Annotated in this window: 23 protein-coding genes; 7 read left to right on the forward strand and 16 right to left on the reverse strand. The window is 71.4% G+C overall.

Going from position 1 to position 23,603, the window contains the following annotated elements:
• Positions 1-17: 17 nt before the first annotated feature.
• A complete protein-coding gene (locus ACZ5U5_RS06700) occupies positions 18-941 on the reverse strand; it encodes a DUF2867 domain-containing protein (RefSeq protein ID WP_469017305.1) in 924 nt (307 codons plus the stop codon).
• 51 nt (positions 942-992) lie between these two features.
• On the opposite strand from ACZ5U5_RS06700, the gene ACZ5U5_RS06705 reads away from it, so the two are divergent.
• From ACZ5U5_RS06705 to ACZ5U5_RS06715, 3 genes are all read left to right on the forward strand, one after another.
• On the forward strand, positions 993-1,586 hold the full coding sequence (locus ACZ5U5_RS06705) for a TetR/AcrR family transcriptional regulator (protein ID WP_469017308.1): 594 nt from the start codon (positions 993-995) through the stop codon (positions 1,584-1,586).
• Between the two features lie 10 nt (positions 1,587-1,596).
• Positions 1,597-1,653, forward strand: a complete 57-nt coding sequence (locus ACZ5U5_RS06710) for a trp operon leader peptide (protein WP_160510207.1) — start codon at positions 1,597-1,599, stop codon at positions 1,651-1,653.
• A 123-nt stretch (positions 1,654-1,776) separates the two neighbouring features.
• The gene (locus tag ACZ5U5_RS06715; protein ID WP_469017311.1) at positions 1,777-3,639 is read left to right on the forward strand and encodes an anthranilate synthase family protein; all 1,863 of its coding nucleotides are present in this window, start codon (positions 1,777-1,779) and stop codon (positions 3,637-3,639) included.
• Here the strand turns inward: ACZ5U5_RS06715 and ACZ5U5_RS06720 are convergent.
• The 5 genes from ACZ5U5_RS06720 to ACZ5U5_RS06740 form a co-directional block, all read right to left on the reverse strand.
• A complete protein-coding gene (locus tag ACZ5U5_RS06720) occupies positions 3,636-4,640 on the reverse strand; it encodes a 2-hydroxyacid dehydrogenase (protein ID WP_469017313.1) in 1,005 nt (334 codons plus the stop codon). The genes ACZ5U5_RS06715 and ACZ5U5_RS06720 overlap by 4 nt on opposite strands.
• Positions 4,641-4,758: 118 nt before the next feature.
• Positions 4,759-5,796: a 6-phosphofructokinase gene (locus ACZ5U5_RS06725; protein WP_469017315.1), complete on the reverse strand. Its 1,038-nt coding sequence runs from the start codon at positions 5,794-5,796 to the stop codon at positions 4,759-4,761.
• 146 nt (positions 5,797-5,942) lie between these two features.
• A complete protein-coding gene (locus ACZ5U5_RS06730; RefSeq protein WP_469017318.1) occupies positions 5,943-6,626 on the reverse strand; it encodes a response regulator in 684 nt (227 codons plus the stop codon).
• Positions 6,623-7,852 (reverse strand): MacS family sensor histidine kinase, encoded by a 1,230-nt coding sequence (gene macS / locus ACZ5U5_RS06735; protein ID WP_469017320.1) that lies wholly within the window; start codon positions 7,850-7,852, stop codon positions 6,623-6,625. The genes ACZ5U5_RS06730 and macS overlap by 4 nt, the downstream gene beginning before the upstream one ends.
• A gap of 63 nt (positions 7,853-7,915) precedes the next feature.
• On the reverse strand, positions 7,916-8,662 hold the full coding sequence (locus tag ACZ5U5_RS06740; RefSeq protein ID WP_469019305.1) for a lysophospholipid acyltransferase family protein: 747 nt from the start codon (positions 8,660-8,662) through the stop codon (positions 7,916-7,918).
• Positions 8,663-8,818: 156 nt separating this feature from the next.
• Between ACZ5U5_RS06740 and ACZ5U5_RS06745 the strand changes: the two genes are divergently transcribed.
• Both ACZ5U5_RS06745 and ACZ5U5_RS06750 read left to right on the forward strand, forming a co-directional pair.
• Positions 8,819-9,598 (forward strand): alpha/beta hydrolase, encoded by a 780-nt coding sequence (locus ACZ5U5_RS06745; RefSeq protein WP_469017322.1) that lies wholly within the window; start codon positions 8,819-8,821, stop codon positions 9,596-9,598.
• The gene (locus ACZ5U5_RS06750; RefSeq protein WP_469017325.1) at positions 9,591-10,250 is read left to right on the forward strand and encodes a hypothetical protein; all 660 of its coding nucleotides are present in this window, start codon (positions 9,591-9,593) and stop codon (positions 10,248-10,250) included. The genes ACZ5U5_RS06745 and ACZ5U5_RS06750 overlap by 8 nt, the downstream gene beginning before the upstream one ends.
• A gap of 5 nt (positions 10,251-10,255) precedes the next feature.
• Here ACZ5U5_RS06750 and ACZ5U5_RS06755 read toward each other — a convergent pair whose 3' ends face one another.
• The 6 genes from ACZ5U5_RS06755 to ACZ5U5_RS06780 all read right to left on the reverse strand — a co-directional run bounded on the left by ACZ5U5_RS06755 (position 10,256) and on the right by ACZ5U5_RS06780 (position 15,148).
• Positions 10,256-11,011 carry an endonuclease/exonuclease/phosphatase family protein gene (locus tag ACZ5U5_RS06755; protein ID WP_469017327.1) on the reverse strand — a complete coding sequence of 252 codons (756 nt, stop codon included), beginning with the start codon at positions 11,009-11,011 and terminating at the stop codon, positions 10,256-10,258.
• A gap of 92 nt (positions 11,012-11,103) precedes the next feature.
• Entirely contained in the window at positions 11,104-12,045 is a 942-nt protein-coding gene (locus ACZ5U5_RS06760; protein ID WP_363208268.1) for an ROK family glucokinase, read from the reverse strand.
• 54 nt (positions 12,046-12,099) lie between these two features.
• A complete protein-coding gene (locus tag ACZ5U5_RS06765) occupies positions 12,100-12,570 on the reverse strand; it encodes a DUF5304 domain-containing protein (protein WP_469017331.1) in 471 nt (156 codons plus the stop codon).
• Between the two features lie 80 nt (positions 12,571-12,650).
• The gene (locus tag ACZ5U5_RS06770; RefSeq protein WP_469017333.1) at positions 12,651-13,787 is read right to left on the reverse strand and encodes an ArsA family ATPase; all 1,137 of its coding nucleotides are present in this window, start codon (positions 13,785-13,787) and stop codon (positions 12,651-12,653) included.
• A 60-nt stretch (positions 13,788-13,847) separates the two neighbouring features.
• Positions 13,848-14,288 (reverse strand): SRPBCC family protein, encoded by a 441-nt coding sequence (locus ACZ5U5_RS06775; RefSeq protein ID WP_469017336.1) that lies wholly within the window; start codon positions 14,286-14,288, stop codon positions 13,848-13,850.
• 89 nt (positions 14,289-14,377) lie between these two features.
• On the reverse strand, positions 14,378-15,148 hold the full coding sequence (locus tag ACZ5U5_RS06780) for a metallophosphoesterase family protein (RefSeq protein WP_469017339.1): 771 nt from the start codon (positions 15,146-15,148) through the stop codon (positions 14,378-14,380).
• 319 nt (positions 15,149-15,467) lie between these two features.
• Between ACZ5U5_RS06780 and ACZ5U5_RS06785 the strand changes: the two genes are divergently transcribed.
• Positions 15,468-17,264, forward strand: a complete 1,797-nt coding sequence (locus ACZ5U5_RS06785; protein WP_469017341.1) for an AMP-dependent synthetase/ligase — start codon at positions 15,468-15,470, stop codon at positions 17,262-17,264.
• A 336-nt stretch (positions 17,265-17,600) separates the two neighbouring features.
• Here the strand turns inward: ACZ5U5_RS06785 and ACZ5U5_RS06790 are convergent, their stop codons facing one another.
• The gene (locus ACZ5U5_RS06790) at positions 17,601-18,743 is read right to left on the reverse strand and encodes a glycosyltransferase family 4 protein (RefSeq protein ID WP_469017343.1); all 1,143 of its coding nucleotides are present in this window, start codon (positions 18,741-18,743) and stop codon (positions 17,601-17,603) included.
• A 116-nt stretch (positions 18,744-18,859) separates the two neighbouring features.
• Between ACZ5U5_RS06790 and ACZ5U5_RS06795 the strand changes: the two genes are divergently transcribed.
• Positions 18,860-20,098, forward strand: a complete 1,239-nt coding sequence (locus ACZ5U5_RS06795) for a glycosyltransferase 87 family protein (protein ID WP_469017346.1) — start codon at positions 18,860-18,862, stop codon at positions 20,096-20,098.
• On the opposite strand, the gene ACZ5U5_RS06800 is transcribed toward ACZ5U5_RS06795, so the two are convergent.
• The 3 genes from ACZ5U5_RS06800 to ACZ5U5_RS06810 form a co-directional block, all read right to left on the reverse strand.
• On the reverse strand, positions 20,055-21,248 hold the full coding sequence (locus ACZ5U5_RS06800; protein ID WP_469017348.1) for a hypothetical protein: 1,194 nt from the start codon (positions 21,246-21,248) through the stop codon (positions 20,055-20,057). The two genes, ACZ5U5_RS06795 and ACZ5U5_RS06800, sit on opposite strands and share 44 nt — an antisense overlap.
• 38 nt (positions 21,249-21,286) lie before the next feature.
• Positions 21,287-22,312 (reverse strand): C40 family peptidase, encoded by a 1,026-nt coding sequence (locus tag ACZ5U5_RS06805; protein ID WP_469017350.1) that lies wholly within the window; start codon positions 22,310-22,312, stop codon positions 21,287-21,289.
• A gap of 224 nt (positions 22,313-22,536) precedes the next feature.
• The gene (locus ACZ5U5_RS06810; RefSeq protein WP_469017353.1) at positions 22,537-23,568 is read right to left on the reverse strand and encodes a C40 family peptidase; all 1,032 of its coding nucleotides are present in this window, start codon (positions 23,566-23,568) and stop codon (positions 22,537-22,539) included.
• Positions 23,569-23,603: the final 35 nt, after the last annotated feature.

Below are 23,603 nucleotides of genomic sequence, written 5' to 3' on the forward strand. Positions count from 1 at the left end.
TGATGTCCGCCGTCCATTCACCCGCTCACCAAGTGAGACGGACCCGACACAGCCGAGCGCCGGCGCTCCAGCTCCCGCTCGCCCGCGCTCGGCGCCGCCAGGGCGAGCCTGCGGTGCGTGCGGCGCAGCATGGTGCGGGCCATGAACGGGTGGACGCGCCTGACCACGCCCCAGTAGATCTTGCCGCGCAGGGTGTCGGCCCGGACGGCGGTGCTGAGCGTGACGTGCCGGCCGTCGACCAGGATCGAGGCGCGGGCGGTCAGACCCGCGATGTCCACCTCCAGGAGCAGTTCCCCGTTCTCGCGGGCGAGGACGGGGAAGGCGTCGCGCAGGATGCCGGTCCAGGCCTCCGGGTCGCGCGGCTGCCCGGGGAGCAGCCTCATTCGGTACGCGTCCTCGTAGCCGGGGCGGTCGACGGCGGTGTGGATCAAGCGGGCGGACTCGGGTGTACCGACCGTCTTCGGGCGGTCCCACAGGAGCCGGTTGTAGAGCCGCACCTGGGGCGACCACCGGACGGGGCGGGCGCAGCCGCCGGTCGTCACCCGCTCGATGTTGTCGAAGACCTCTTCGATGACCGTGTCGTGCAGGGGCCGGACGACGGCGGGCCACAGCAGGCGGTTCCTGCCGAGCAGGTCGGTCTCCAGGACGTGGCGGACGCGGCAGCGTCCCTCCCCCGCCGGTTCGACGGACATCTCGTGGAAGCCGTTGTCCGGCGGGGTGAAGGCGAAGCGCACGCGCCTCCCCGGCTCGTACTCCGCGACGCTGTAGCGGACCGGGCCGTGGCCGCCGGTCGCGCCCACGCCGAGCGGACGGTCGAAGATCATCGCCACCCAGGCCGGCGTCGGGAAGACCGGGTCGTCCTCGGCGGAGAGCCGGTCGAGCAGGGCTCCGACCTCCCCTGCCGGGGCCTCGATCACACGCTCGTGTTCATTGCGCACCATGCCCATCACGTACCTCCATACGCTGGCGTATGGACGACCATACGGTACCGTATGGCCATGGCGCAACGGCAGCAGAAGAACCCCACGGCCAAGCCCCGGCTCACCGCTCAGGACTGGGCGGACGCCGCCCTCACCGCGATCGGCGAGGGCGGTCTCGCTGCCGTCGCCGTGGAACCCCTGGCCGTCCGCCTGGGCACCACGAAGGGGAGCTTCTACTGGCACTTCGCCAACCGTGACGCGCTGATCGAGGCCGCCCTGAACCGCTGGGCCGAGATCCACACCGAAGCGACGATCCAGGAGGTCGAGGCCGAGCCCGACCCCCGGCGGCGCATCCGCCTGCTCTTCGGCGAGGCCATCGCGTCGACCATCTCCGACCCCCTGGAGGTGGCCCTCCTCGCGACCGCCTCGCACCCCCAGGTCGCCGAGGTCATGCGCCGCGTGACCGAGCGCCGGGTGGCGTACGTCGCCGAGCTCTTCACCGGGCTCGGTTTCCCCGAGCCGGAGGCGCGGCGTCGCGGACTGCTGGCGTACACGGTCTTTCTGGGGCACGCGCAGCTCTGGCACGCGGTGCCGTCGGCGCTGCCCGGCCCCGACGAGTTCGGCGCGTATCTGGACGAAGCTCTGGACGTCCTGATGATGCGCTAGGGTGCGTGGCATGCACGCGCAGACGATCCGAAACTGGTGGTGGCCCGCTCATCCGGCGGCCCACTGACTCTGCGCGTTTCGAGACTCGCGAAGGCCGCCCGAGGGGCGGCCTTCAGTGTTTTCCGGACCAGGATCTCCAGGATCCCCGGACCGCGGCCGTTCCTCTCCGAGTGAGAAGGAACAAGACCCGATGGACATCCCGAACCAGCTCGCGGGACTGCTGACGGACGACCGCCCGTTCGCCGTGCTCCGCCGCCGCACACCCGGCCACGACCACGACACGGTCGAGGTCCTGATCGGCGCGGTCGGCACGTACGACCGCCTCGCCGACATCCCCGACGAGGGCCTCGCCCTCATCCCCTTCCGGCAGATCAGGGAGCGCGGATTCGACGTACGCGACGACGGCACGCCGCTCACGGTCCTGACCCCCGACGAGACGTACGAACTCCCGCTCTCCGAAGCCCTGTCGACGCTGCCCACCCATGACGTGCGCGTCGAGGACGGGTCCTTCGACGTCGACGACGCCGCCTACGGGGAGATCGTCGGGCGGGTCCTGCGCGAGGAGATCGGGCGGGGCGAGGGCGCGAACTTCGTCATCCGGCGTACGTACGAGGGCGAGATCCCCGGCTTCTCCAGGGCGGACGCCCTGGCCCTCTTCCGCAGGCTGCTCGTGGGCGAGCGGGGCGCCTACTGGACGTACGTCGTGCACACCGGGGACCGGACGCTGGTCGGGGCGAGCCCCGAGGTGCATGTGCGGATGTCCGGCGGGACGGTCGTCATGAATCCGATCAGCGGGACCTACCGCTACCCGGCCGAAGGTCCCACGGCGGACGATCTGCTCGGCTTCCTCGCGGACGGCAAGGAGACCGAGGAGCTGTCGATGGTCGTCGACGAGGAACTCAAGATGATGTGCACCGTCGGCGACATGGGCGGTGTCGTCGTCGGGCCGCGGCTCAAGGAGATGGCTCACCTCGCGCACACCGAGTACGAGCTGCGCGGCAGGTCGTCCCTGGACGTGCGCGAGGTCCTGAAGGAGACGATGTTCGCGGCGACCGTCACCGGCTCGCCCGTGCAGAACGCCTGCCGCGTCATCGAGCGCCACGAGACGGGCGGGCGCGGCTACTACGCGGGTGCCCTCGCCCTCATCGGCCGTGACGCGGGCGGCGCGCAGACCCTGGACTCCCCCATCCTGATCCGCACCGCCGACATCTCCACGGACGGAAAGCTGCGGGTCCCGGTCGGCGCGACGCTGGTGCGGGGCTCCGACCCCGCGAGCGAGGTGGCCGAGACGCACGCCAAGGCGGCCGGCGTGCTCACCGCGCTCGGGGTGCGTCCCGGGCGGCCCCGCGACGAGCGCGTACGCCCAGCCCTGACCGACGACCCGCGGGTGCGGGCGGCCCTCGACAGCCGCCGGGCCGGGCTCGCGCCGTTCTGGCTGCGGATGCAGGAGCAGACAGCGGAGCTGACCGGGCACGCCCTGGTCATCGACGGCGAGGACACGTTCACGGCGATGCTGGCGCATCTGCTCCGCTCCTCGGGCCTCACGGTGTCCGTACGCCGCTACGACGAGCCGGGGCTGCGGGAGATGGTCCGCGCGCACGAGGGCCCGCTGGTCCTCGGCCCCGGTCCGGGCAACCCCTCGGACCCCGACGACCCGAAGATGACCTTCCTGCGCTCACTGGCCGCCGAGGTGATCCGGGAGCACCGCCACGGCATCCTCGGCGTCTGCCTCGGCCATGAGCTCCTGGCCGCGGAACTGGGCCTGGAGATCGTCCGCAAGGTGATCCCCTACCAGGGCGCCCAGACGCGGATCGACCTGTTCGGGCGGCCGGAGACGGTCGGCTTCTACAACAGCTTCGCGGCCCACTGCGACGAGGAGACGGCGCAGGAACTGGCCGCGCACGGCATCGAGGTCAGCAGGGACACGGCCACCGGGGAGGTGCACGCGCTGCGGGGGCCCGGCTTTGCCGGCGTCCAGTTCCACCCGGAGTCGGTGCTCTCGCTGCGCGGGACGGCGATCGTGCGGGAGCTGCTCTCGGGGGTCCTTGTCTAGGGCTTGGGGGCCGCCGGGACCAGCACGTTCTCGCTGCGGCGGCCCTCCTTGTAGTCCAGGACGTTCTGCACCGTGGTCTCGATGATCTGGCCGACCGCGTCCACGGTGTAGTACGCTTGGTGCGAGGTGACCACGACGTTCGGGAACGTCACCAGGCGGGCCAGGGTGTCGTCCTCGATGGCTTCGAGGGACTTGTCGAGGAAGAAGAGCCCCGCCTCCGCCTCGTACACGTCGAGTCCGACTCCCGCAAAGCGCCCCATCCGCAGCTCCGAAACAAGAGCGTCCGTGTCGATCAGGCCGCCGCGGCTGGAGTTCACGAGGATCGCGTCGTCCTTCATCATCCGCAGCGCGTCGGCGCCGATGATGTGCTGCGTCGCGGGGAGCAGCGGGACGTGCAGGCTGATCAGGTCGGCCTGCGCGAAGAGTTCCTCCTTCGCGACGTACTTTATGCCGAGCTCGACGCACGCGGGGTTCTCGGCGACGTCCCAGCCGAGCAGCTTCATCCCGAAGCCGTGCGCGATCCGCGTGAACGCCTCGCCGATCTTCCCGGTGCCGAGCACGCCGACCGTGCGGCCCCGCAGGTCCCTGCCCATCAGACCGTCGAGCCTGAAGTCGAAGTCGCGGGTGCGGTTGCTGGCGCGGACGATGCGGCGGTTGACGGCCATCGCCAGGGTCCAGGCGAACTCGGCGACGGAGTACGGCGAGTAGTACGAGACGCGGGCGATGGTGAGTCCGAGGCGCTCGGCGACCAGGAGATCGATGTTGTTGAAGCCGGTCGAACGCTGGGCGATCATCTGCGTCCCGCCCGCCGCGAGGGTCTGCAGGACACGGTTGCCGAGATCGGCGTTGACGCTGGTCGAGACGATCTCGTAGCCGGCGGCGATGGGGGCGGTGTCCTCGGTGAGGAAGACGTCGAGACAGCGCACGTCGTGGTGCGCGGCGAAGGCCTTCTCGATCAGCGGCTTCTCGTCGGCCTGCACGCCGAAGGCGAGGATCTCCATGGGCCGAGTGTAGGTATTCCGGGGCGTGACGGCACTGCGGGGAAACGGGTGGGCGGGTGGGGGAAATCCGCCGCGAAGCGGCGCACAGGGGCACCCGCCCACCGGGATCAGCCGAAGATCAACCGAAGAAGACCCCCACCTCGGAGTAGAGCTCCGGGTCAACAGTCTTCAGCTTCGACGTGGCGTCAGCGATAGGCACCCGCACGATGTCCGTCCCCTGCAACGCGACCATCTTCCCGAAGTCGCCGTCCCGCACGGCCTCGATCGCGTGCAGCCCGAAGCGCGTGGCCAGCCACCGGTCGAAGGCGCTGGGCGTACCGCCGCGCTGGACGTGCCCGAGGACGGTCGTCCGCGCCTCCTTGCCCGTCCGTCCCTCGATCTCCTTGGCCAGCCACTCCCCCACGCCCGAGAGCCGCACATGCCCGAAGGAGTCCTGCGTGCCGTCCTTGAGGACCATCTCGCCGTCCTTGGGCATGGCCCCTTCCGCGACGACGACGATCGGCGCGTACGACGCCTTGAACCGCGACGTCACCCAGGCGCACACCTGGTCGACGTCGAAGCGCTGCTCGGGGATGAGGATGACGTTCGCGCCGCCCGCGAGCCCGGAGTGCAGCGCGATCCAGCCCGCGTGCCGCCCCATGACCTCGACCACGAGGACCCGCATGTGCGACTCGGCGGTCGTGTGCAGCCGGTCGATCGCCTCGGTGGCGATGCCCACCGCGGTGTCGAAGCCGAAGGTGTAGTCCGTGGCGGAGAGGTCGTTGTCGATGGTCTTCGGTACGCCGACGACATTGATGCCGTACTCGTCGGTGAGCCGCGCGGCGACGCCGAGGGTGTCCTCGCCGCCGATCGCGATGAGGGAGTCGACCTCGTACTTGGCGAGGTTCTCCTTGATCCGGCGGATGCCGTTCTCCGCCTTGAGCGGGTTGGTGCGCGAGGAGCCGAGGATGGTGCCGCCCCGGGGCAGGATGCCCCGCACGGCCGGGATGTCGAGCGGGACGGTGTCGCCCTCCAGCGGACCGCGCCAGCCGTCCCGGAAGCCGACGAAGTCGTAGCCGTACTCCTGCACGCCCTTGCGGACGACGCCCCGGATGACGGCGTTGAGCCCGGGGCAGTCGCCGCCTCCGGTCAGTACTCCGATTTTCTTGGCCGCCATGGAAACGTCCCTTCGCCTCAGTGACCTGATGCGAGTCACGCTAATGGTGATCCAGGTCACCCGGGGACGGTCCGGATGGTCAATTCCTGGCCTTTCAAGGGGAGTTGATCACGCGAGTTCACCCTTATGAGGGGTCTCCCGATGCGTCACGCGTCGTCGAGACCTCGCTCGATCGCGTACCGCACGAGCTCCACGCGGTTGTGCAGCTGGAGCTTGCCCAGGGTGTTCTGCACGTGGTTCTGCACGGTGCGGTGCGAGATGACCAGGCGCTCGGCGATCTGCTTGTAGCTCAGGCCCTTGGCGACGAGCCGCAGCACCTCGGTCTCACGGTCGGTCAGCTGCGGGGCCTTCGGCTCGTCCGGGGCGCCGGGCACCGGGTCGGACGCCAGGCGGCGGTACTCGCCGAGGACGAGGCCCGCGAGCCCCGGGGTGAAGACCGTGTCGCCGACGGCCGTGCGGCGCACCGCGTCGGTCAGCTCGGCGGTGGAGGCCGACTTCAGGAGATAGCCCGTGGCGCCGGACTTGACCGCCTCCAGGACGTCGGCGTGTTCGCCGCTCGCCGAGAGGACGAGCACGCGCAGGGCCGGGTTGGCGGCGACGAGTTCCTTGCAGACCTGGACGCCCGGCTTCAGGGGCAGGTTCAGGTCGAGCACGAGTACATCGGGCGCCGCGGCCTGTGCGCGGCGTACGGCCTGCTCGCCGTCGCCCGCCGTGGCGACCACGTCGAACCCGGCCTCCGCGAGGTCGCGGGCGACCGCGTCCCGCCACATCGGGTGGTCGTCGACCACCATGACCCTGACGGTGGCGTCCTGCTGTTGCTGCTCGCTCATCGTTCCTTGCCTGCCTTCCCCCGTGGGACTCTCAGTTCGACTTCCGTGCCCTGGCCCGGCACCGAGATCAGCTCGGCCGTGCCTCCGATGTCCCGCAACCGGCCCCGGATCGACAGGGCGACACCGAGCCGCCCCTCTCCCTCGGCCTCCGCGAGCCGCCCCTCGGGGATGCCGGGGCCGTCGTCCCGCACCGTCACGATCACGGCGTCCGGCTCGTCCTCGACCAGGATCCAGGCCCCGGCGTCCGCTCCCGCGTGCCGGTGGACATTGTCCAGGGCGGCGCCCACCGCGGCGGCCAGCTCGCGAGCAGCCTTCGGCGCGAGGGCGACCGGAGCGCCCGGCTCCGAGACGGTGACCTTCGCGCCCGCGTACGGGAAGAGCAGCGACCGCAGGTCACAGCTGTCTCCGTCAGCGGTGTCGGCAGTGTCGGCGTCCGGCTCGTCCACCGCGCGGACCACGGCCCCGAGCGAGGCGTCCTCCGACTCGTGCGACGTCCGGACAAGGCCGCCCGCCACCAGCGTACGGAGCGCCACCTCCTGCTCCCCCGCCATCCTGCCGAGCTCCGCCGCCTCGCCGCCGAGCGCGGTGCCGCGCCGCTGCACCATCGCGAGGACCTGCAGCACGCTGTCGTGGATGTCGCGGGCCAGACGCTCCCGCTCGCGGGTCGCGGCCTCGATCTCCAGGGCGCGGGCGAGGGTGCGCTCGGAGGCGCGGGCCACCTCGACGACGTAACCGATGGCGATGGAGGCGATGCAGACGAGCAGGACGTTGTGGAGCGTGTCCTGGGTGGGCCTGCCGCGCTGGGCGATGTTCGCGACACCGACGAGCGCCGACGCGAACGCCGCCCAGCGCCAGCCGCCCTTGATCGCGAAGGCGAGCACCGCGCCCGCCGTCCATATCGACGGCAGCGTCGGACCGTCGTGGACGATCCGCTGGTGCGAGTCGGCGACCGGCGTGAGCAGGATGCCGACGAGCGCGATGGTCAGGTCGGTGATCAGGAACCGCTTGGTGCAGCTCGCCGCGTTCGCGACCTTCGGCAGCGTGCCGATGGTCCAGCCGGCGAGCACCACGTAGAACGCGACGGCCACCCAGGGGCGGTCGAATTTCTCGTGCGCCGCCACGAACAGGCCGATCGCGTACAGCATCGTCAGCACGCGGTAGCCGGTCAGCGCGCGCCACAGCGGCTGCTCGACCGACATCCTCATGACGCGTACGCGCTTGGTCATGTCCCCCACCCCATGGGAACCCGGTCGGCTCCCCTTGCACCACTCACCCCTGAAGCGACGCGATTACGCGCCGGACCGTTCCTTCTCGGCCGCCGCGGCCGCTTTCTCCGCCTTCTTCTCGGCTTCCCTCTCGGCCTTCGCCTCGTCCGAGAGGCGGCGCTTGGCCGCCGTCGCGTACTCGTCGACGTACTCCTGGCCGGACAGCTTCATGATCTCGTACATGACCTCGTCGGTCACCGCCCGCAGGACGAACCGGTCGTGCTCCATGCCGTGGTAGCGGCTGAAGTCGAGCGGCTCGCCGATCTTGATGCCGGGCCGCATCAGCTTCGGCATCACCTTGCCCGGCGGCTGGATCTTCTCCGTGTCGATCATCGCCACGGGGAGCACCGGCGCCCCGGTGGCGAGGGCCACGCGCGCGAGGCCGCCGGGCTTGCCACGGTAGAGCCTGCCGTCGGGCGAACGGGTGCCTTCCGGGTAGATGCCGAAGAGCTCACCGCGCTCCAGGACCTCGATGCCGCTCTTGATGGCCGCCTCGCCCGCGCCCCGGCCGCCGGAGCGGTCCACCGGCAGCTGGCCCACGCCCTTGAAGAAGGCCGCCGTGAGCTTGCCCTTCACGCCCGGGGACGTGAAGTACTCCGCCTTCGCGATGAAGGTGACCTTGCGGTCGATGACCGCGGGCAGGAAGAAGGAGTCCGAGAAGGACAGATGGTTGCTCGCCAGGATGGCCGGTCCATCGGCGGGTACGTGCTCAAGGCCCTCCACCCAGGGCCTGAAGCCGAGCTTCAGCGGCCCTCCGATGGCGACCTTCATTGCGCCGTAGATCAAACCGAGTGCCTCCTGTTAAGTGTGGATCAGACCTTAACCCGCAGTAAGGCCAAAGGGCCCGACGGCCCTGGTCGGTGTCAGTCCGGTCGCGTACGGTGAAGTACTCCCACCCCGCAGCCACATCTCACGAAGGAGACCGAAGTGCCGGTCCTCCCCGGAGCCGAGCCGTACCGCCACGAGGGCGGCGAGGTCGGCGTCCTCCTCTGTCACGGCTTCACCGGAACCCCGCAGTCCCTGCGCCCATGGGCGGAGTTCCTCGCGGACCGCGGCCTGACCGTCTCGCTCCCGCTGCTGCCGGGGCACGGCACACGCTGGGAAGACCTCCAGGTCACCGGCTGGCAGGACTGGTACGCGGAGGTGGAGCGTGAGCTGCGCGCCCTCCTCGAGCGGTGCACGGAGGTCTTCGTCTTCGGCCTGTCCATGGGAGGTGCGCTGGCCCTGCGGCTCGCATCGAGGCACGGCGACGAGGTGCGGGGGCTCGTCCTGGTGAACCCGGCGAACAAGGTGCACGGCCTGGCGGCGTACGCCCTGCCGGTCGCCCGGCATCTGGTGCCCACGACGCCGGGCATCGCCAGCGACATCGCCCTGGAGGGCTCGAAGGAACTCGCATACACCCGCGTGCCCCTGCATGCCGCCCACTCGTTGCGCCGGTTCTTCCAGCGGCTCGACCGGGAACTGCCGCAGGTGACGCAGCCGTTGCTGCTGCTGCACAGCCCGCAGGACCATGTGGTGCCGCCGGCCGACTCGGCCAGGATCCTCGGCCGCGTCTCGTCCACGGACGTCACCGAGACCATCCTGGAACAGAGCTACCACGTCGCGACGTTGGACCATGATGCGGACCGGATCTTCGAGGAGAGCTACGCGTTCATCGGCCGGCTCGCCCCCAGTGTCGGTAAGGAAGGGACGGCCACCGGTGGCTGAGCAGGACCGAATCGAACCCGACGGCGAGAGCCGCGAGCCCGAGAAGCGGCAGGAGCCCTCCGAGGGGCTGCCGCTCGACGAGGACGCAGCCTGGCAGGCGATCGTCGCGGGGTACGGCCAGGAGCCGGCGGACCCGCCGGGCGCCAAGCCGTTCAAGTCCATCGAGGACCTGGCCCTGCTGGAGCCGGAGACGAACGACACCCCGGCCGGCGACAAGAGCGACGACAGCGACAAGGGCGGCAAGAGCACCAAGAACCCCACGGCTCCCGAGGACCCGGACGACTCCGGGTCCAAGAAGACGCTGGGCGGCTCCGTCGCCTTCGCCCCCGGCGTGGGCGGCGGCGGCCCGCGTGACTATGACGCGCCCGAGGCGTCGGACGACGACCTCGGCGCGGACGGCGAGGGCCACTTCGTCCCGCCGGAGCCGCCGCCGCTGCCCGCCGCGGACGTGACGGCGAAGTTCGCCTGGCTCGCGGTGCTCGGCGGCCCGCTGCTGCTCCTGCTCACCGTGCTGCTCGGCTGGCAGATGACGTGGTGGCTCGCGACCCTCAGCATCGGCGGCTTCCTCGGCGGCTTCGCCACGCTGGTGTCGCGGATGAAGGGCGACGACGACGAGGAGAACGAGGACCCGGGCCGCGGCGCGGTGGTCTGAGGGGCCTATGAGCCTTTCGCGGCGGGAATCCTGAGGGCGGCAAGCACCGGCAGATGGTCGGTGGCCGCCCGCAGATCCGCCTCGCTCACCCCGTCGAGGTCCAACGGCACGCCACAGCCGAGGACTTCGACGCCCGACGTGGCGAAGATCGCGTCGATGCGCTGATGCGGGTCCGTGGGCGTCGAGGTGTTCTCGCCGCCCCAGGGCGCGGTCGCCCAGCAGTCCCGCAGCTCCGAGGCGAGCCTGCGGAACGTACGCCCCTTGGGCCGGTCGTTGAGGTCACCGCCCGCGACGGCGTGTTCCACGCCCATCCCGGCGAGCCGGTCGAGCAGCATCCCGCCCTGCTCGTACCGCTCGTCGGTCTGCAGGCTCAGATGGCAGCTCAGCACGCCGAGCCGGGCCCTGCCGAAGCGCACGACGGCGGTGGCGAAGCCGCGCCGGTGCAGTCCCGGCGTCAGCGGGAGCAGCACGTCCTCGGTCCGCTCGACGGTGGCCCGCAGCGAGCAGAGCAGCGCGGGCCCCGACGCGGTGGCGCCGCCCGAGAGCACCACCAGATCGGCGGCGCGCGCCAGCCGCGCCAGCTTCTTGCGCCACCGGAAGAACCGGGGCGCCTCCTGGACGAGCACGAGGTCGGGCGCGCAGGCGGCGATCACCCGGGCCAGCGCGTCGGTGTCGTCCCGCATGGACCGGATGTTGTAGCTGAGCACCCGGATCACGGCTGAACCGTCGTCTTCGGTGCGGGAGTTGGGCAGCGTCACCATGGGGATCAAGATACGCGCCGCGTGGTGCCGCCACGACGAGGCCCGCCGTCCCCGGAAGGGAACAGCGGGCCTCGTTCGGCGTCAGCCGGAGGTCACCCCTGGCGCGCCAGGTCGGCGGCGCCCACGAGCCCCGCCTTGTTGCCCAGCTGCGCGGCGAGCACCTGCGCGTGCGGACGCCACTGCCCGCCGATGAGCCACCGGCGGAACGACTTGCGGATCGGGTCGAGCACCAGCTCGCCCTCGTCGGAGAGGCCGCCGCCCACGATGAACGCGGAGGGGTCGAAGAGCGAGGCCAGGTCGGCGAGGCCCGCGCCGACCCAGCGGGCCAGCTCGCGGTACGAGTCGACGGCGACGGGGTCGCCGTGCCTGGCCGCCTCGCTGATGTGCTTGCCCTCGATGCCTTCCACGGTGCCGTCGCCGAGACCGAGCAGGATCTCCGCGTTCTCCGGCGTCGCGTTGGCTCGCTGCCGTCCGTACCGCAGGAGGGCGCGCCCGGATGCGTACTGCTCCCAGCAGCCCTGACTCCCGCAGCCGCACAGCAGCCCGTCGGGAACCACCCGGATGTGTCCGAACTCGGCGGCCACGCCGAAGCGCCCACGCCGCAGCTTGTTGCCGATGATGATGCCGCCGCCCAGGCCCGTGCCGAGGGTGATGACGATGACGTCCTCGTGGCCCTGTCCCGCGCCGAAGCGGTACTCGCCCCAGGCCGCGGCGTTCGCGTCGTTCTCCACGACGACCGGCAGGCCGACCCGCTGCTCGACCTTGTCCTTGAGCGGCTCGTGGCGCCAGTCGATGTTCGGTGCGAAGAGAACGGTGGCGCGCTTGTCGTCGACGTATCCGGCGGCGCCGATGCCGACGGCCTCCACGTCGTTCCCCTTGCCGGCCCCGGACACGGCGGCACAGATCGCGTCCACGATGCCTTCGGCGGTCGGCGGCGTGGGCACCTTGTGGGTGTCGAGAATGGTGCCCTCTTCGTCGACCACTCCGGCCGCGATCTTGGTGCCGCCGATATCGACGCCGATGGTGAGTCCCATGTGTCCCTCAGTTTCGGTCGAGCCCCGCTATGGGCAACCGTACCCGAGGGGTAGTCAGTCCAGGTCGATGTGTTCGGCGGGACCGGGGCCCTCGTCGCGCGGGTCGGGGCCCTTCGCGGCGTCGCCGCCACGGGTCCAGCGGCCCTCCTGGCCCTCGACCGCGGAGCGGTAGGCGGCGAGCAGTTCGCTGCCGGCGGATGCGAGGTGGTCGAAGACGTCGGGGTTGCGCTCGATGACGGGCTCGACGGCTGCCTTCGCCTGCTGGACGACCTGCCGCACGGTCTGCTCGACGGCGCCCTGCGCGACCGCGCCGAACAGCGGACCCTGGAGTCCGGACAGCTTCTCCGAGACGGCGTCGACGAGCTTGCGCAGCTCCTCGCCGGCCGAGGCGGGCGGCGTCCCGTACTGGGCGCGGCGCCGGGCCTTCTCCGCCGCGAGATCCTCGGCGCACGCCTTCGCCCACGCGTCGGCGTCGGCGCTGGCCGCTTCGGGTTCGGGCACTTCGCGCTCGTTGGCATCACTCATGACGGAAGACTCCTGCGGAGGGCGGAGGGCGATCCGGGCGGATTCGTACTCTCGACGTTACCCGAACGGCGGTTGTGCGTTCACGTTGTCCGCGGCCACAGATCGGGGTCCGGCGCGAACCTGACCCGCAGCTCGCCGTCGCGCAGTCCGGCGCCGGCGACGGAGCAGCGGCGCAGGGCGGACGGCAGGGACACGATGCGCCGGAAGGTGCCGGCGGTGATGACCAGTTCGTCCCCGCGCCGGATGAGGCCGAGTTCTTCGCGTACGGCGCCGGGGAGCGGGATGTGCCAGATCAGTACGCCGTCGTCGGCGAGGGCGTCCACGACGTGCCACGCGACGGGGGCCGGGGGCGCGGCGGGGGCGGGCACCCCCAGGGCGGCCAGGTCGTCGGCGCCTCGCGGGTCGCGGCCCAGGTGCGGGAGCGTGCCGAGGATGTCGCCGTACGTCTGTGCCCACTCGACCAGCGTCTTGCGCTGCTGGGCGACGAGCCCGGAGAGCCAGATGTCGGCGGTGTCGTCCGGGAGGACCCGGTTGGCGTGCAGGGCGTCGGTGCGCAGGCCCTGCAGGGCGAGGCCGGTGGCGGCGGCGCGCACGGCGTCGGCGCCCGCGGGGCCGGGCTCGGCGACCAGGCGGACCGTCGTGCCGGGGTGCTCGATCACGGCTTGCGCGGCGGCGAGTTCGCTGTCCCAGCGGGCCGCGGTCTCGTACAGCCAGGAGGCGGGCATCGGGACGCCCGCGAGGCGGCCGAGCATGGGCCGCAGGGCGCGGGCCGCCTGCCGCTCGGGTGGGAGCAGCCTGCGGAGATAGCGGCGCAGCTGCTCGGGGAGGGCGAGGACCGCGAGGGCGCGGGGCACCGGGGGCAGGTCCACCACCACGGTGTCGTACGCGCTCTGTCCGGCGTCGCGCAGGGCGCGCAGCAGGGCCAGTTCGTCGCTGCCGGGCAGCGGGGTGAGCTCCTCGCCGTCGAGGCGTCCGGCGCCGAGCAGGTCGAGCGCGGAGCCCGCGCGGTTCTGCAGGGCCAGGAGGTCGTCCCGGAACTCGTCGCCGGGGGTCAGTGCGCGCAGGGTGAGGTTCGCGTGGTCCGCGCCGAGGGTGCCGAGGGGGTCGGCGGAGACCAGAAGGGTCCGGTGCCCCTCGCGGGCCGCGGACAGCGCGGTGGCCGCGGCGACAGTGGTCCGGCCCGAGCCGCCGGGGCCGGTGACGAGGAGGGTGCGCATAGGAGTGAACGGTACGTGAGGTGAGTCCCGCCGCCGCGCGGCGGATCTCCCCCTCCGGTGCTACTTCGCGCCGGACTCCACGCGCTTCTTCAGGCCCGCGAGCGCCCGGTCCGTGATGACCTTCTCCGCCTTGCGCTTGATCATCCCGAGCATGGGGATCTTGACGTCGACGGTCAGCTTGTACGTGACCTCCGTGCCGGTCCCCACGGGCTTCAGGAGGTACGAGCCGTCGAGCGAGCGCAGCATCTGCGACTTGACGAGGGTCCAGCTGACCTCGTTCGCGCCGGTCCAGGTGTACCCGAGCGTCTGGTCGTCCTTGATCGCGCCCGCGTCCATGACGAGGCGGACCTGCTTGGCGCGGCCCTGGTCGTCGGTGTCGAGCACCTCCGCCTCCTTCACCTCACCCGTCCAGTCCGGGTAACGAGCGAAGTCGGCGATCACCCCCATCACCTCGGCCGGTGCCGCCTCGATCGTGATGCTCGAGCTGGTGTGTTCCGCCATCGCTGTGGCTCCTCCAGATGCGGTCCGGTACGGGGGTGGTGTGTACGTGTGTGACGCGTGAAGGCTACCGCGCACGAAGTGGCCCACCATCACCACTCCAGGGCCCACGGCCTGCCCGAGCTCGCGAAGTGCCCCACGTTCACACACTCCGTCGCCCCGATCCGCATCCGCCGGGTCAACGGCTGGTGAACGTGGCCGAAAAGTGCGTACCGCGGGCGGGTCTTGTGAATGGCCGCGAGAAGGGCTCGGCTGCCGCGCTCGAAGCGGCGCGCGACGGTGTCGTACACCAGCTCGGGGACGTCCGGCGGGATGTGCGTGCAGAGCACGTCGACCTCGCCGACGGCCTCGATCTTGGCCGCGTACTCCTCGTCGCTGATCTCGTACGGCGTGCGCATGGGTGTGCGCAGGCCGCCGCCGACGAAGCCGAAGACCCGGCCGCCGATCTCGGCCCGGCCACCGTCGATGACGGTGGTGCCGGGGCCCGCGTACTCCGCCCAGAGGGTCGGTATGTCGACATTGCCGTAGGTGGCGTACGTCGGTGCGGGAAGGGCGGCGAACATCTCGGCGTACTGCTTGCGCACCGCTTTCTCGATGGCGGACCCCCGGTCTATCCCCGCCCACAGCCGGGATCCGAACTCCCTGGCCTCCTCGAAGCGGCGGGCGGTGCGCAGTTCGACGAGGCGGTCGGCGTTCTCCTTGCCGAAGAGGTCGGGGAAGATACCGCGCGAGTGGTCGGCGTAGTCGAGGAAGAGGACCAGGTCACCGAGACAGACGAGCGCGTCGGCTCCGTCGCCCGCGCGGGCGAGGTCCTTCGTGTTGCCGTGCACGTCACTGACCACATTGACCCGGAAAGCTGGCATGTCGATCACCCTAGAACGAGCGGGCAACCGTGGGTAGAGGACCGGAGAAGGGGTGAGAAGGGGGCGGACCTGCGGTTACTTCCGAGTCAGGAATGGCGTGGCGTACTGTGCGGTTCAGACCACAACGTCGTGTGACGCACCGAACATCTGGCCCGGACCCCCTACCGAACAAGCCATACCCATGGGTAACGTCCGGGCAGTCCAGTAGTGCTCCAGCTGTCTTTCCCCCCATTCCCCCCGGAGCACCTGCCCGATCTTGGACCGCACCGTCGCATCGCACAACGTCGTGGCGCCGGCGCCCTATGTAGGAGCAGCAGTCTTGCGCGAGTTCAGCCTTCCGGCCCTGTACGAGGTCCCTGCGGACGGCAATCTGACCGACATCGTCCGCAGAAATGCCGCACAGCACCCGGATGTCGCCGTCATCGGCCGCAAGGTGGACGGCACCTGGCAGGACGTCAACGCCAAGACCTTCCTCGCCGAGGTGCGCGCCGCCGCCAAGGGGCTCATCGCCTCCGGGGTGCGCCCCGGCGACCGCGTCGCCCTGATGTCCCGCACCCGTTACGAGTGGACGCTCCTCGACTTCGCCATCTGGAGCGCGGGCGCGGTCACCGTGCCCGTGTACGAGACGAGCTCGGCCGAGCAGATCCAGTGGATCCTGGGCGACTCCGGCGCCGTGGGCATCATCATCGAGCTCGACGCCCACAGCGCCGCCGTCGAGTCGGTGCGCGACCGGCTCCCCGATCTGGTCAACGTCTGGCAGATCGACCGCGGTGGCGTCGACGAGCTGAACCGCGCGGGCGCCGACGTCCCTGAGGAGACCGTCGACGAGCGCGGCGCGGTCGCGGGCGCCGACGACCCGGCCACCATCGTCTACACCTCGGGCACCACGGGCCGTCCCAAGGGCTGTGTGCTCACCCACCGCAGCTTCTTCGCGGAGTGCGGCAACGTGGTGGAGCGCCTCAAACCCCTCTTCCGCACCGGCGAGTGCTCGGTGCTCCTCTTCCTGCCCGTCGCGCACGTCTTCGGCCGCCTGGTCGAGGTCGCCGCGCTGATGGCGCCGATCAAGCTGGGCCACGCGCCCGACGTCAAGAACCTCACGGACGAGCTGGCCTCGTTCCGGCCGACCATGATCCTGGGCGTCCCGCGCGTCTTCGAGAAGGTCTACAACTCGGCGCGCGCCAAGGCGCAGGCCGACGGCAAGGGCAAGATCTTCGACAAGGCCGCGGACACGGCGATCGCGTACAGCCGCGCGCTCGACACCCCGAGCGGTCCCTCCCTCGGCCTGAAGATCAAGTACAAGACGTTCGACAAGCTGGTCTACAGCAAGCTGCGGGCCGTACTCGGCGGACGCGGCGAGTACGCGATCTCGGGCGGCGCGCCGCTCGGCGAGCGCCTGGGCCACTTCTTCCGCGGCATCGGCTTCACGGTCCTCGAGGGCTACGGCCTGACGGAGTCGTGCGCGGCCACCGCCTTCAACCCGTGGGACCGCCAGAAGATCGGTACGGTCGGCCAGCCGCTGCCCGGCTCGGTCGTCCGGATCGCCGACGACGGCGAGGTGCTGCTGCACGGCGAGCACCTGTTCACGGGGTACTGGAACAACGAGGGCGCGACCGAAGAGGCGCTGGCCGACGGCTGGTTCCACACCGGTGACATCGGCACCCTCGACGAGGACGGCTACCTCCGGATCACCGGCCGCAAGAAGGAGATCATCGTGACGGCGGGCGGCAAGAATGTCGCTCCCGCGGTGATCGAGGACCGTATCCGCGCGCACGCGCTCGTCGCGGAGTGCATGGTCGTGGGCGACGGGCGGCCCTTCGTGGGCGCGCTGGTCACGGTGGACGACGAGTTCGTGGGCCGCTGGGCCGCGGACCACGGGAAGCCCGCGGACTCCACGGCCGCGTCGCTCCGGGAGGACCCGGACCTTCTCGCCGCGATCCAGACCGCGGTGGACGACGGCAACGCGGCGGTCTCCAAGGCGGAGTCCGTGCGCAAGTTCCGTGTCCTCGCCTCGCAGTTCACGGAGGAGTCGGGCCATCTGACGCCGTCGCTGAAGCTGAAGCGGAATGTGGTGGCGAAGGATTACGCGGACGAAATCGAGGCGCTTTACCGCGGGTAGCGTTGCCGGTTCCGCCCACTCGCCGTGGGGGGCCCGCTTCCTTGGCGACTCGCGGTCGTGCGTGGTTGCTCGCGCCATTCCCCGCGCCCCTGAAGGGGCGCGGGGAACTGCGCGACAAGCCCACGACGACGGTCAGCCGCGCAACACCCCCCGGCGGCACCCCATCAGGCGGACTTGAAGGGCGCGGGGAACTGCGCGAGCAACCCACGACGGCGGTCAGACGCGCATCAACAGCCAGCGGCACCCCAGTAGGCGCTCAAGGGGCGCGGGGAACTGCGCGGCCAGCCCCGGGCGGCCGTCAGTCGCGCGACAGCCCCCGGCGGCAGCCGGCAGGCGCTAGAGCAGCTCCCTGAGCCTCTCCGCCAGGAGATCCCAGCGCCACCGCTCCTCCACCCACTCCCGGCCCCGCTCCCCCATGCGCCGCCGCAACTCCCCGTCGCCGAGCAGGGCGACGATCCGGTCCGCGGCCGCCTCCGGGGAGCCGCCCCGGACGACCCAGCCGGTCTCACCGTCAAGCACCGCGTCCGGCGCCCCGCCGGAGTCCCCGGCCACGACCGGGAGGCCCGTCGCCGAAGCCTCCAGGTAGACGATGCCGAGGCCCTCCACGTCGAGCCCGCCCCGCCGGGTCCTGCACGGCATCGCGAAGACATCGCCCGCGCCGTAGTGCGCGGGAAGTTCCCCCCAGGGCACGGCCCCCGTGAACCGCACGGAGTCCGAGACCCCGGTCTCGGCGACCAGCTTCCGCAGGTCGTCCTCGTAAGGGCCGCCCCCCACGATCAGCAGCACCGCCTCAGGCTCCCGAGCCAGAATCCGCGGCATGGCCAGGATCAGCGTGTCCTGCCCCTTGCGCGGCACAAGACGCGAGACGCACACCACGACCGGCCGGTCCGTCAGGCCGAGCCGCGCCCGCACCGCGTCCCCGCCCGAGCCCGGGTGGAACGTCTTCTCGTCGACGCCCGGCGGCAGTTGCACCATCCGCCCCGCCGCCGCAGGCGTAAGCGCGGCGGCGATGCGCGAGCGCGTGTACTCGCCCAGATAAGTGATCGTGTCCGTCGAGTCGCCGATACGGCGAAGCAGTTGGCGTGACGCGGGCAGCTGCGCCCACCCCGCCTCGTGCCCGTGCGTCGTGGCGACGAGCCGCCGCGCACCCGCCTTGCGCAGCGCCGGCGCCATCAGCCCCAGCGGCGCCGCGGCCCCGAACCACACCGACTCGCAGCCGTGTTCCCGCAGCAGCGAGACCGCGCGCCGCGTGACGCGCGGGGTCGGGAGCAGCATCGTCGTGGGGTCGCGTACGACCTTGAAGGGCTGCTCCGCGTCGAAGGCGGCCGTCGCCTCGGCGCCCTCGCGCCCCCGCTTCCACGTGGAGGCGTAGACGACGAGCTGATCGGGGTCCAGGCGCAGCGCCATGTTGTGCAGGAACGCCTGGATGCCGCCGGGCCTGGGCGGGAAATCGTTCGTGACGATCAGGGTCTTGTGCATCGTCGCCGACAGTACCGAAAGCCCGGCAGAGCGTGCCTCTCGGCCCATCCACGGCCGCGCCCGGCATCATGGCTCCACGAACCACAATGAAGTAGCCGAAAAGGGGCGTGGTGTGCGTGGCGCGGATCCTGACCGTCTGGGTCCTGACCAGGACAGTGCTGCTGCTCTGCGTCTTCAAGGTGCTCACCGCCCCCGGCCCCGACGTGACCAGCGACGTCGCCGTCATCTACCAGGGCTGGTACGAGGTCCTGCGCACCGGCACCTTCCCCCTCGACGACGTGACCTGGCAGTACCCGCCCGCCGCCGCCCTCGCGGTCCTCTCCCCCGCCCTGCTGCCCTTCGTGGACTACACGTCGGCGTTCTTCGTGCTCGCCTTCCTCGCCGACGCGCTCGTCTGCGGACTGCTCCTGTACGCGGGCCGGCGGCCCGGCAAGTCCCTCCGCGGAGCCTGGGTGTGGGTCCTCGGCGTGGCGCTGCTCGGGCCGACCGTCTACGCCCGTTACGACGTGATGGTGACGGCCGTCGCGGTCGCCGCCCTGCTCGCCGGGGCACGGCACCCCCGCACGATGGGGGCCCTTGCGGGGTTCGGCGCACTGCTCAAGGTGTGGCCCGCCCTGCTGCTCGTCGGCATGCCACGCGCGCGTGCCACCCGGAGTTCCTGGGGCGCGGCGGCCGCCACCGCCCTCGGCCTGACCCTCGCCTTCCTGGTGACGATGCCCGGCGCGCTCGCTTTCCTGACCTTCCAGCGCGATCGCGGCACCGAGGTCGAGTCGCTCGGCGCACTCGTCTTCCACGTCGCGCGCCACCTCGGCTGGCAGGGCGAAGTGCAGCTCAACTACGGCTCGGTGGAGTTCCTCGGCCCCTACGTCACGCTGGTCAGCACGGTGGCGCAGGGGCTCTCCGTGGCCGCCTTCTGCTGGCTCCTGGCGTGGCGGCTGCGGGCCCGTGCGTGGTCGGCGAGCACGGTCGCGGACGCGGCCTTCGTCGCCGTACTGCTGTTCACGACGACGAGCCGGGTGATCAGCCCGCAGTACCTGCTGTGGCTGGTCGGGGTCGCCGCCGTGTGCATGGCGTTTCGCGCGAGCCGGATGGCGCTGCCCGCGTGTCTGGTCCTCGCGGCCACGTTCGTCACGTTCCTGGAGTTCCCCGTCTGGTTCTCGCACGTGGTGGCGAGCGACCCGCTGGGCATCACCCTGCTCCTCGTGCGCAACGGCCTGCTCGTCACGGCGGCGCTGCTCGCCTGCCGGAACCTGTGGCGGCAGACGGTGTCCGAACCGCGGGCCCGTGCGCGGGCGTCGACGACCGGGGAGGTCAGCCGAGCTCGGCCCGCAGATACGTACGCCACTGCGCCGTGAACTCCTCCAGGGAGAGGTCCAGGACGTCCCGCAGCGCGTCCTCCACCGCGCCGGGCCTCTTCTTGTGCTCGCCGACGGCTTCGTAGAAGTCCGTCAGGCGTTCCTCGCCCCATTCGTCCGCGATCATCCGGCAGGCCAGCCACGACCCCTCGTACGCCTGCGCGAGCTTGCCCGCGTCCCCGCTGAAGCCGAAGTCGTCGTCCTCGGCGAGCGCGCCGGGCAGTCGCTCCCCCTGGACGGCGCGGCGCAGTTCGGGGGCGGCCTGTGCGGCGGTGCGGCCCGTGCCGCGGTAGCCCACCCAGTCGGCGAAGCCCTCGGAGAGCCACAAGGGTGTCGCCTGCGAGGTGTGCGCGCGGGTCGCGACATGGGTCGTCTCGTGGGTGAGCACGACCTGCTTGCCGAAGTCGCCGAGCATGCCGTACGCCTCGGGGTTGACAATGATCCGGTCCGCGGGCGCCTCGCCGGAGCCGCCCGTCTCCCCCGTGGTCACCGCCGCGATCCCCTGGTAGCCGGAAGCGGGCGCGCCGAGAAGGCCCGCCATGCCGTCGAGGGACCTGGGCACCATGACGACGACCCGCCGCGGCCACTTGTCCTGCCAGGCGTCCGTCACAAGGGGAACCGCCCGGTCGGCGAGGGCCGCGTACTCGCGCAGCGTCGTCTTCTCCCGCTCGCCGCGCCCCACGCCGAGCACGAGGCTGTGAGCGCCCCGTACGGACGTCACGGGCCCCTGGTCCCAGAGTTGCTGCGTGGCCTTCTTCGCGGGCCGCTCAGCGACGACGTACCACCGCCCGTCGCGCTCCTGGAGCGTGAGCGAGCGCGAGGTGGTGAGCGGCTCGCTGTCGTAGCCCTTGATGCGGTAGCGCAGGTCGGCGGTGGCCGTGGCGCGCGCGCCGCTGCGCCGGAACGCGGTCAGGTGGTACTGCCAGGACTCCAGCGGGACCTCGCGGAGGTTGTCGTAGGCGGCGGTCCCGGCCTCGCGGCTCGTCGCGCGGTACGCCTTCGCGTCCCGGTCGAGCACCGCGTCCGCCCGCCGGTCGAGCAGCCTGCGCACGTCGCCGGGCGCGGCATCGGACGCCGAGGGACCGCCGCACCCGACGAGCAGGGCGACACACATCCCAAGGACCCACGACCCACGCCCGCGACCAGCCACGTTTCAGATCGTACGGGCAGCGGGCCGCGGGCGGCCGGTCAGATCCGCGTCACCGATGACACCGGCATCATGCCGACCGGGTCGTAGCGCACGGGAGCGCCGGGGTAGGGCGCGTGCACGACCTGGCCGTTGCCCATGTACATCCCGATGTGGCTGGCGTCGTCGCGGTAGGCGACCAGGTCACCGGGCTGCGCCTGGGCCAGGGGCACCTGCCGCCCCGCGTACCGCTGGGCCTGCGAGGTGCGCGGCAGGCCGACGCCCGCCTGTGCGTACGACCACTGGGTGAGGCCCGAGCAGTCGAAGCCGGAGGGGCCGTTGGCGCCCCACACGTAGGGCTTGCCGATGGCCGACCTGGCCGCCGCGATCGCTGCCGCGGCCCGCGACGAGGCCGGCCCCGCGCTCCCGAGGTCCGGCATCTCGTCACGTCCCGAGCGCGACGACCTGTCGTACTCCTCACGGTCCTGCGAGGACAGCGAGTTCAGGAGCCGGCGGGCCTTGGCGAGCTTGTGTTCGACGGCCCGCTTCTGGCGGGCGACGGCGGTGCGGCTCTCCTCCAGCTCGGCGAGCTTGTGTCCGGCCTCCGTACGCTCCTGGGCGAGGCTGCGCTGGGCCTGCTGCAGATCGGTCAGCTCACCGGCCTGCCGGGCGCTGATGCGGTCGAGCGTGGCCGCCCTGTCCAGGTAGCCGTCCGGGTCGGAGGAGAGCATCAGGGCCAGGGAGGGGTCGATGCCGCCCGAGCGGTACTGCGCCCCGGCGAGCGAACCGAGCGCGCCGCGCATCGTGTTGATGCGCTCCTGGCCGCGGGCGACGCTGTCCTTGGCCCGCTCGACCTGCTCGCGCAGGGTGTCCGCGCGCTCGTCGGCCTTGTTGTACGCCTCGGTGGCCTTCTCGGCCTGCTCGAAGAGGCGGTCCACCTTGGCCTTGGTGGTCGCCGGGGTGTCCTGCGGTGCGGCGCCCGCCGGTGCGGCGAAGGCGGCCGCGGCGGTCGCCGCGGCGGCTGACAGGACGGTTACGCGCGTGCTCCGGTCCAGACCGGACAGCGCGGGACGACGATGGGACCCCACGGGAAGCCGCTCTCCCTCCGCATGACGGACCCCCGGGCGAACCGGGGGAAAGTCCCCCGATGCGTCGGGGGAATGGGCGCGAGAGTAGCCGTGGGATCACGTCACGGCCAAAGACCCTGCCGTGCACACAACGTGACGCCCCGCCGGAGACGCAGGTCACCGACGGGGCGTGGGGTCAGCGTGAGTTGCCGGAATTCGCCCGTTTGGGCGGCACTCCGGTCGTTTCAGATGCGGACGCCGAACTGGAAGGAGCCGATGGTCGACATCGACTCGTAGCGCACCACGGCGCCCGGCTTCGGGGCGTGCAGCACCTGGCCGTTGCCCGCGTACAGACCGACGTGCGCGAGGCTGTTGAAGAACACCAGGTCGCCGGGCTTCAGCTCGCCACGGCCGATCTTCGGGCCGTCGTTCTGCTGGGTGTAGGTGGTCCGGGTGATCTGCACACCGGCCTGGTTGTACGCCCACTGCGTGAGGCCGGAGCAGTCGTAGGAGTTGGGGCCGCTGCCGCCGGAGACGTACGGCTTGCCGATCTGGGTCGCGGCGGCGCTCAGGGCGGCCTGGCCGCGCTGCGAGGCCGGGGCCTCCTTGCCGAGGTCCACGCGGTCGCCGGCGTCGCGGCTCGCGCGCTGCTCCTTGGCGGCGAGCTCCTGCTTCTCCTTGGCGGTCAGCGTGTTGAGCAGCTTCTGGGCGGCGCCGAGCTTGCTCTGGACTTCCTTCTTCTTCTTGCCCAGTTCCTTGCGCGTGTCGGCGAGGTCCTTGAGCTTGTCGGAAGCCTCCTTGCGCTCCTGCGCGAGGGTCCGCTGCTTCTCCTGGACCTTCTTGAGCGCCTCGACCTGCTTACCGCTCAACTGGTCCATGGCGGACGCCTTGTCGAGGTAGTCGTCGGGGTCCGAGGAGAGGAACAGCTGGACGGAGGGGTCGATGCCACCGGAGCGGTACTGCGCGCTGGCCATCGAACCGAGGCCGCCGCGGAGGTCGTTGAGGTCCTCCTGGCCGCGGGCCACCTTGTCCTGAAGCTCGCCGATCTCCTTCTCGAGCTTCTCCTGCTTCTCCTTGGCGCCGTTGTAGCGGTCGGTTGAAAGGGCCGCGTCCTCGTAGAGCTTGTCGACCTTGGACTTGACCTCGTCCTTGCTCGGCTTCTCGCTCGGCGTCGCGTTGGCCGCCTGGGAGGTGAGTGCGACGGCAGCGGCGGCAGTGGCGGTGAGCACGGTCACGCGCGCGCGGCTCGGCTGCTTGGGTCGACGGTGGGACGCCACGAAGGCGGCTCCTTCTTCCTCCAGCCGCCTACCGA

This window comes from Streptomyces sp. NPDC033177 (assembly GCF_055577715.1).

Bases quoted from the DNA above. Each gene is read 5' to 3' on its own strand.
- ACZ5U5_RS06770 (WP_469017333.1), bottom strand. From the start codon at position 13,787: ATGCGCACCCTCCTCGTCACCGGCCCCGGCGGCTCGGGCCGGACCACT.
- macS (WP_469017320.1), bottom strand. From the start codon at position 7,852: ATGACCAAGCGCGTACGCGTCATGAGGATGTCGGTCGAGCAGCCGCTG.
- ACZ5U5_RS06780 (WP_469017339.1), bottom strand. From the start codon at position 15,148: ATGCCAGCTTTCCGGGTCAATGTGGTCAGTGACGTGCACGGCAACACG.
- ACZ5U5_RS06760 (WP_363208268.1), bottom strand. From the start codon at position 12,045: ATGGGACTCACCATCGGCGTCGATATCGGCGGCACCAAGATCGCGGCC.
- ACZ5U5_RS06720 (WP_469017313.1), bottom strand. From the start codon at position 4,640: ATGGAGATCCTCGCCTTCGGCGTGCAGGCCGACGAGAAGCCGCTGATC.
- ACZ5U5_RS06725 (WP_469017315.1), bottom strand. From the start codon at position 5,796: ATGGCGGCCAAGAAAATCGGAGTACTGACCGGAGGCGGCGACTGCCCC.
- ACZ5U5_RS06730 (WP_469017318.1), bottom strand. From the start codon at position 6,626: ATGAGCGAGCAGCAACAGCAGGACGCCACCGTCAGGGTCATGGTGGTC.
- ACZ5U5_RS06740 (WP_469019305.1), bottom strand. From the start codon at position 8,662: ATGAAGGTCGCCATCGGAGGGCCGCTGAAGCTCGGCTTCAGGCCCTGG.
- ACZ5U5_RS06775 (WP_469017336.1), bottom strand. From the start codon at position 14,288: ATGGCGGAACACACCAGCTCGAGCATCACGATCGAGGCGGCACCGGCC.
- ACZ5U5_RS06715 (WP_469017311.1), top strand. From the start codon at position 1,777: ATGGACATCCCGAACCAGCTCGCGGGACTGCTGACGGACGACCGCCCG.
- ACZ5U5_RS06700 (WP_469017305.1), bottom strand. From the start codon at position 941: ATGGTGCGCAATGAACACGAGCGTGTGATCGAGGCCCCGGCAGGGGAG.
- ACZ5U5_RS06705 (WP_469017308.1), top strand. From the start codon at position 993: ATGGCCATGGCGCAACGGCAGCAGAAGAACCCCACGGCCAAGCCCCGG.
- ACZ5U5_RS06765 (WP_469017331.1), bottom strand. From the start codon at position 12,570: ATGAGTGATGCCAACGAGCGCGAAGTGCCCGAACCCGAAGCGGCCAGC.
- ACZ5U5_RS06790 (WP_469017343.1), bottom strand. From the start codon at position 18,743: ATGCACAAGACCCTGATCGTCACGAACGATTTCCCGCCCAGGCCCGGC.
- ACZ5U5_RS06755 (WP_469017327.1), bottom strand. From the start codon at position 11,011: ATGGTGACGCTGCCCAACTCCCGCACCGAAGACGACGGTTCAGCCGTG.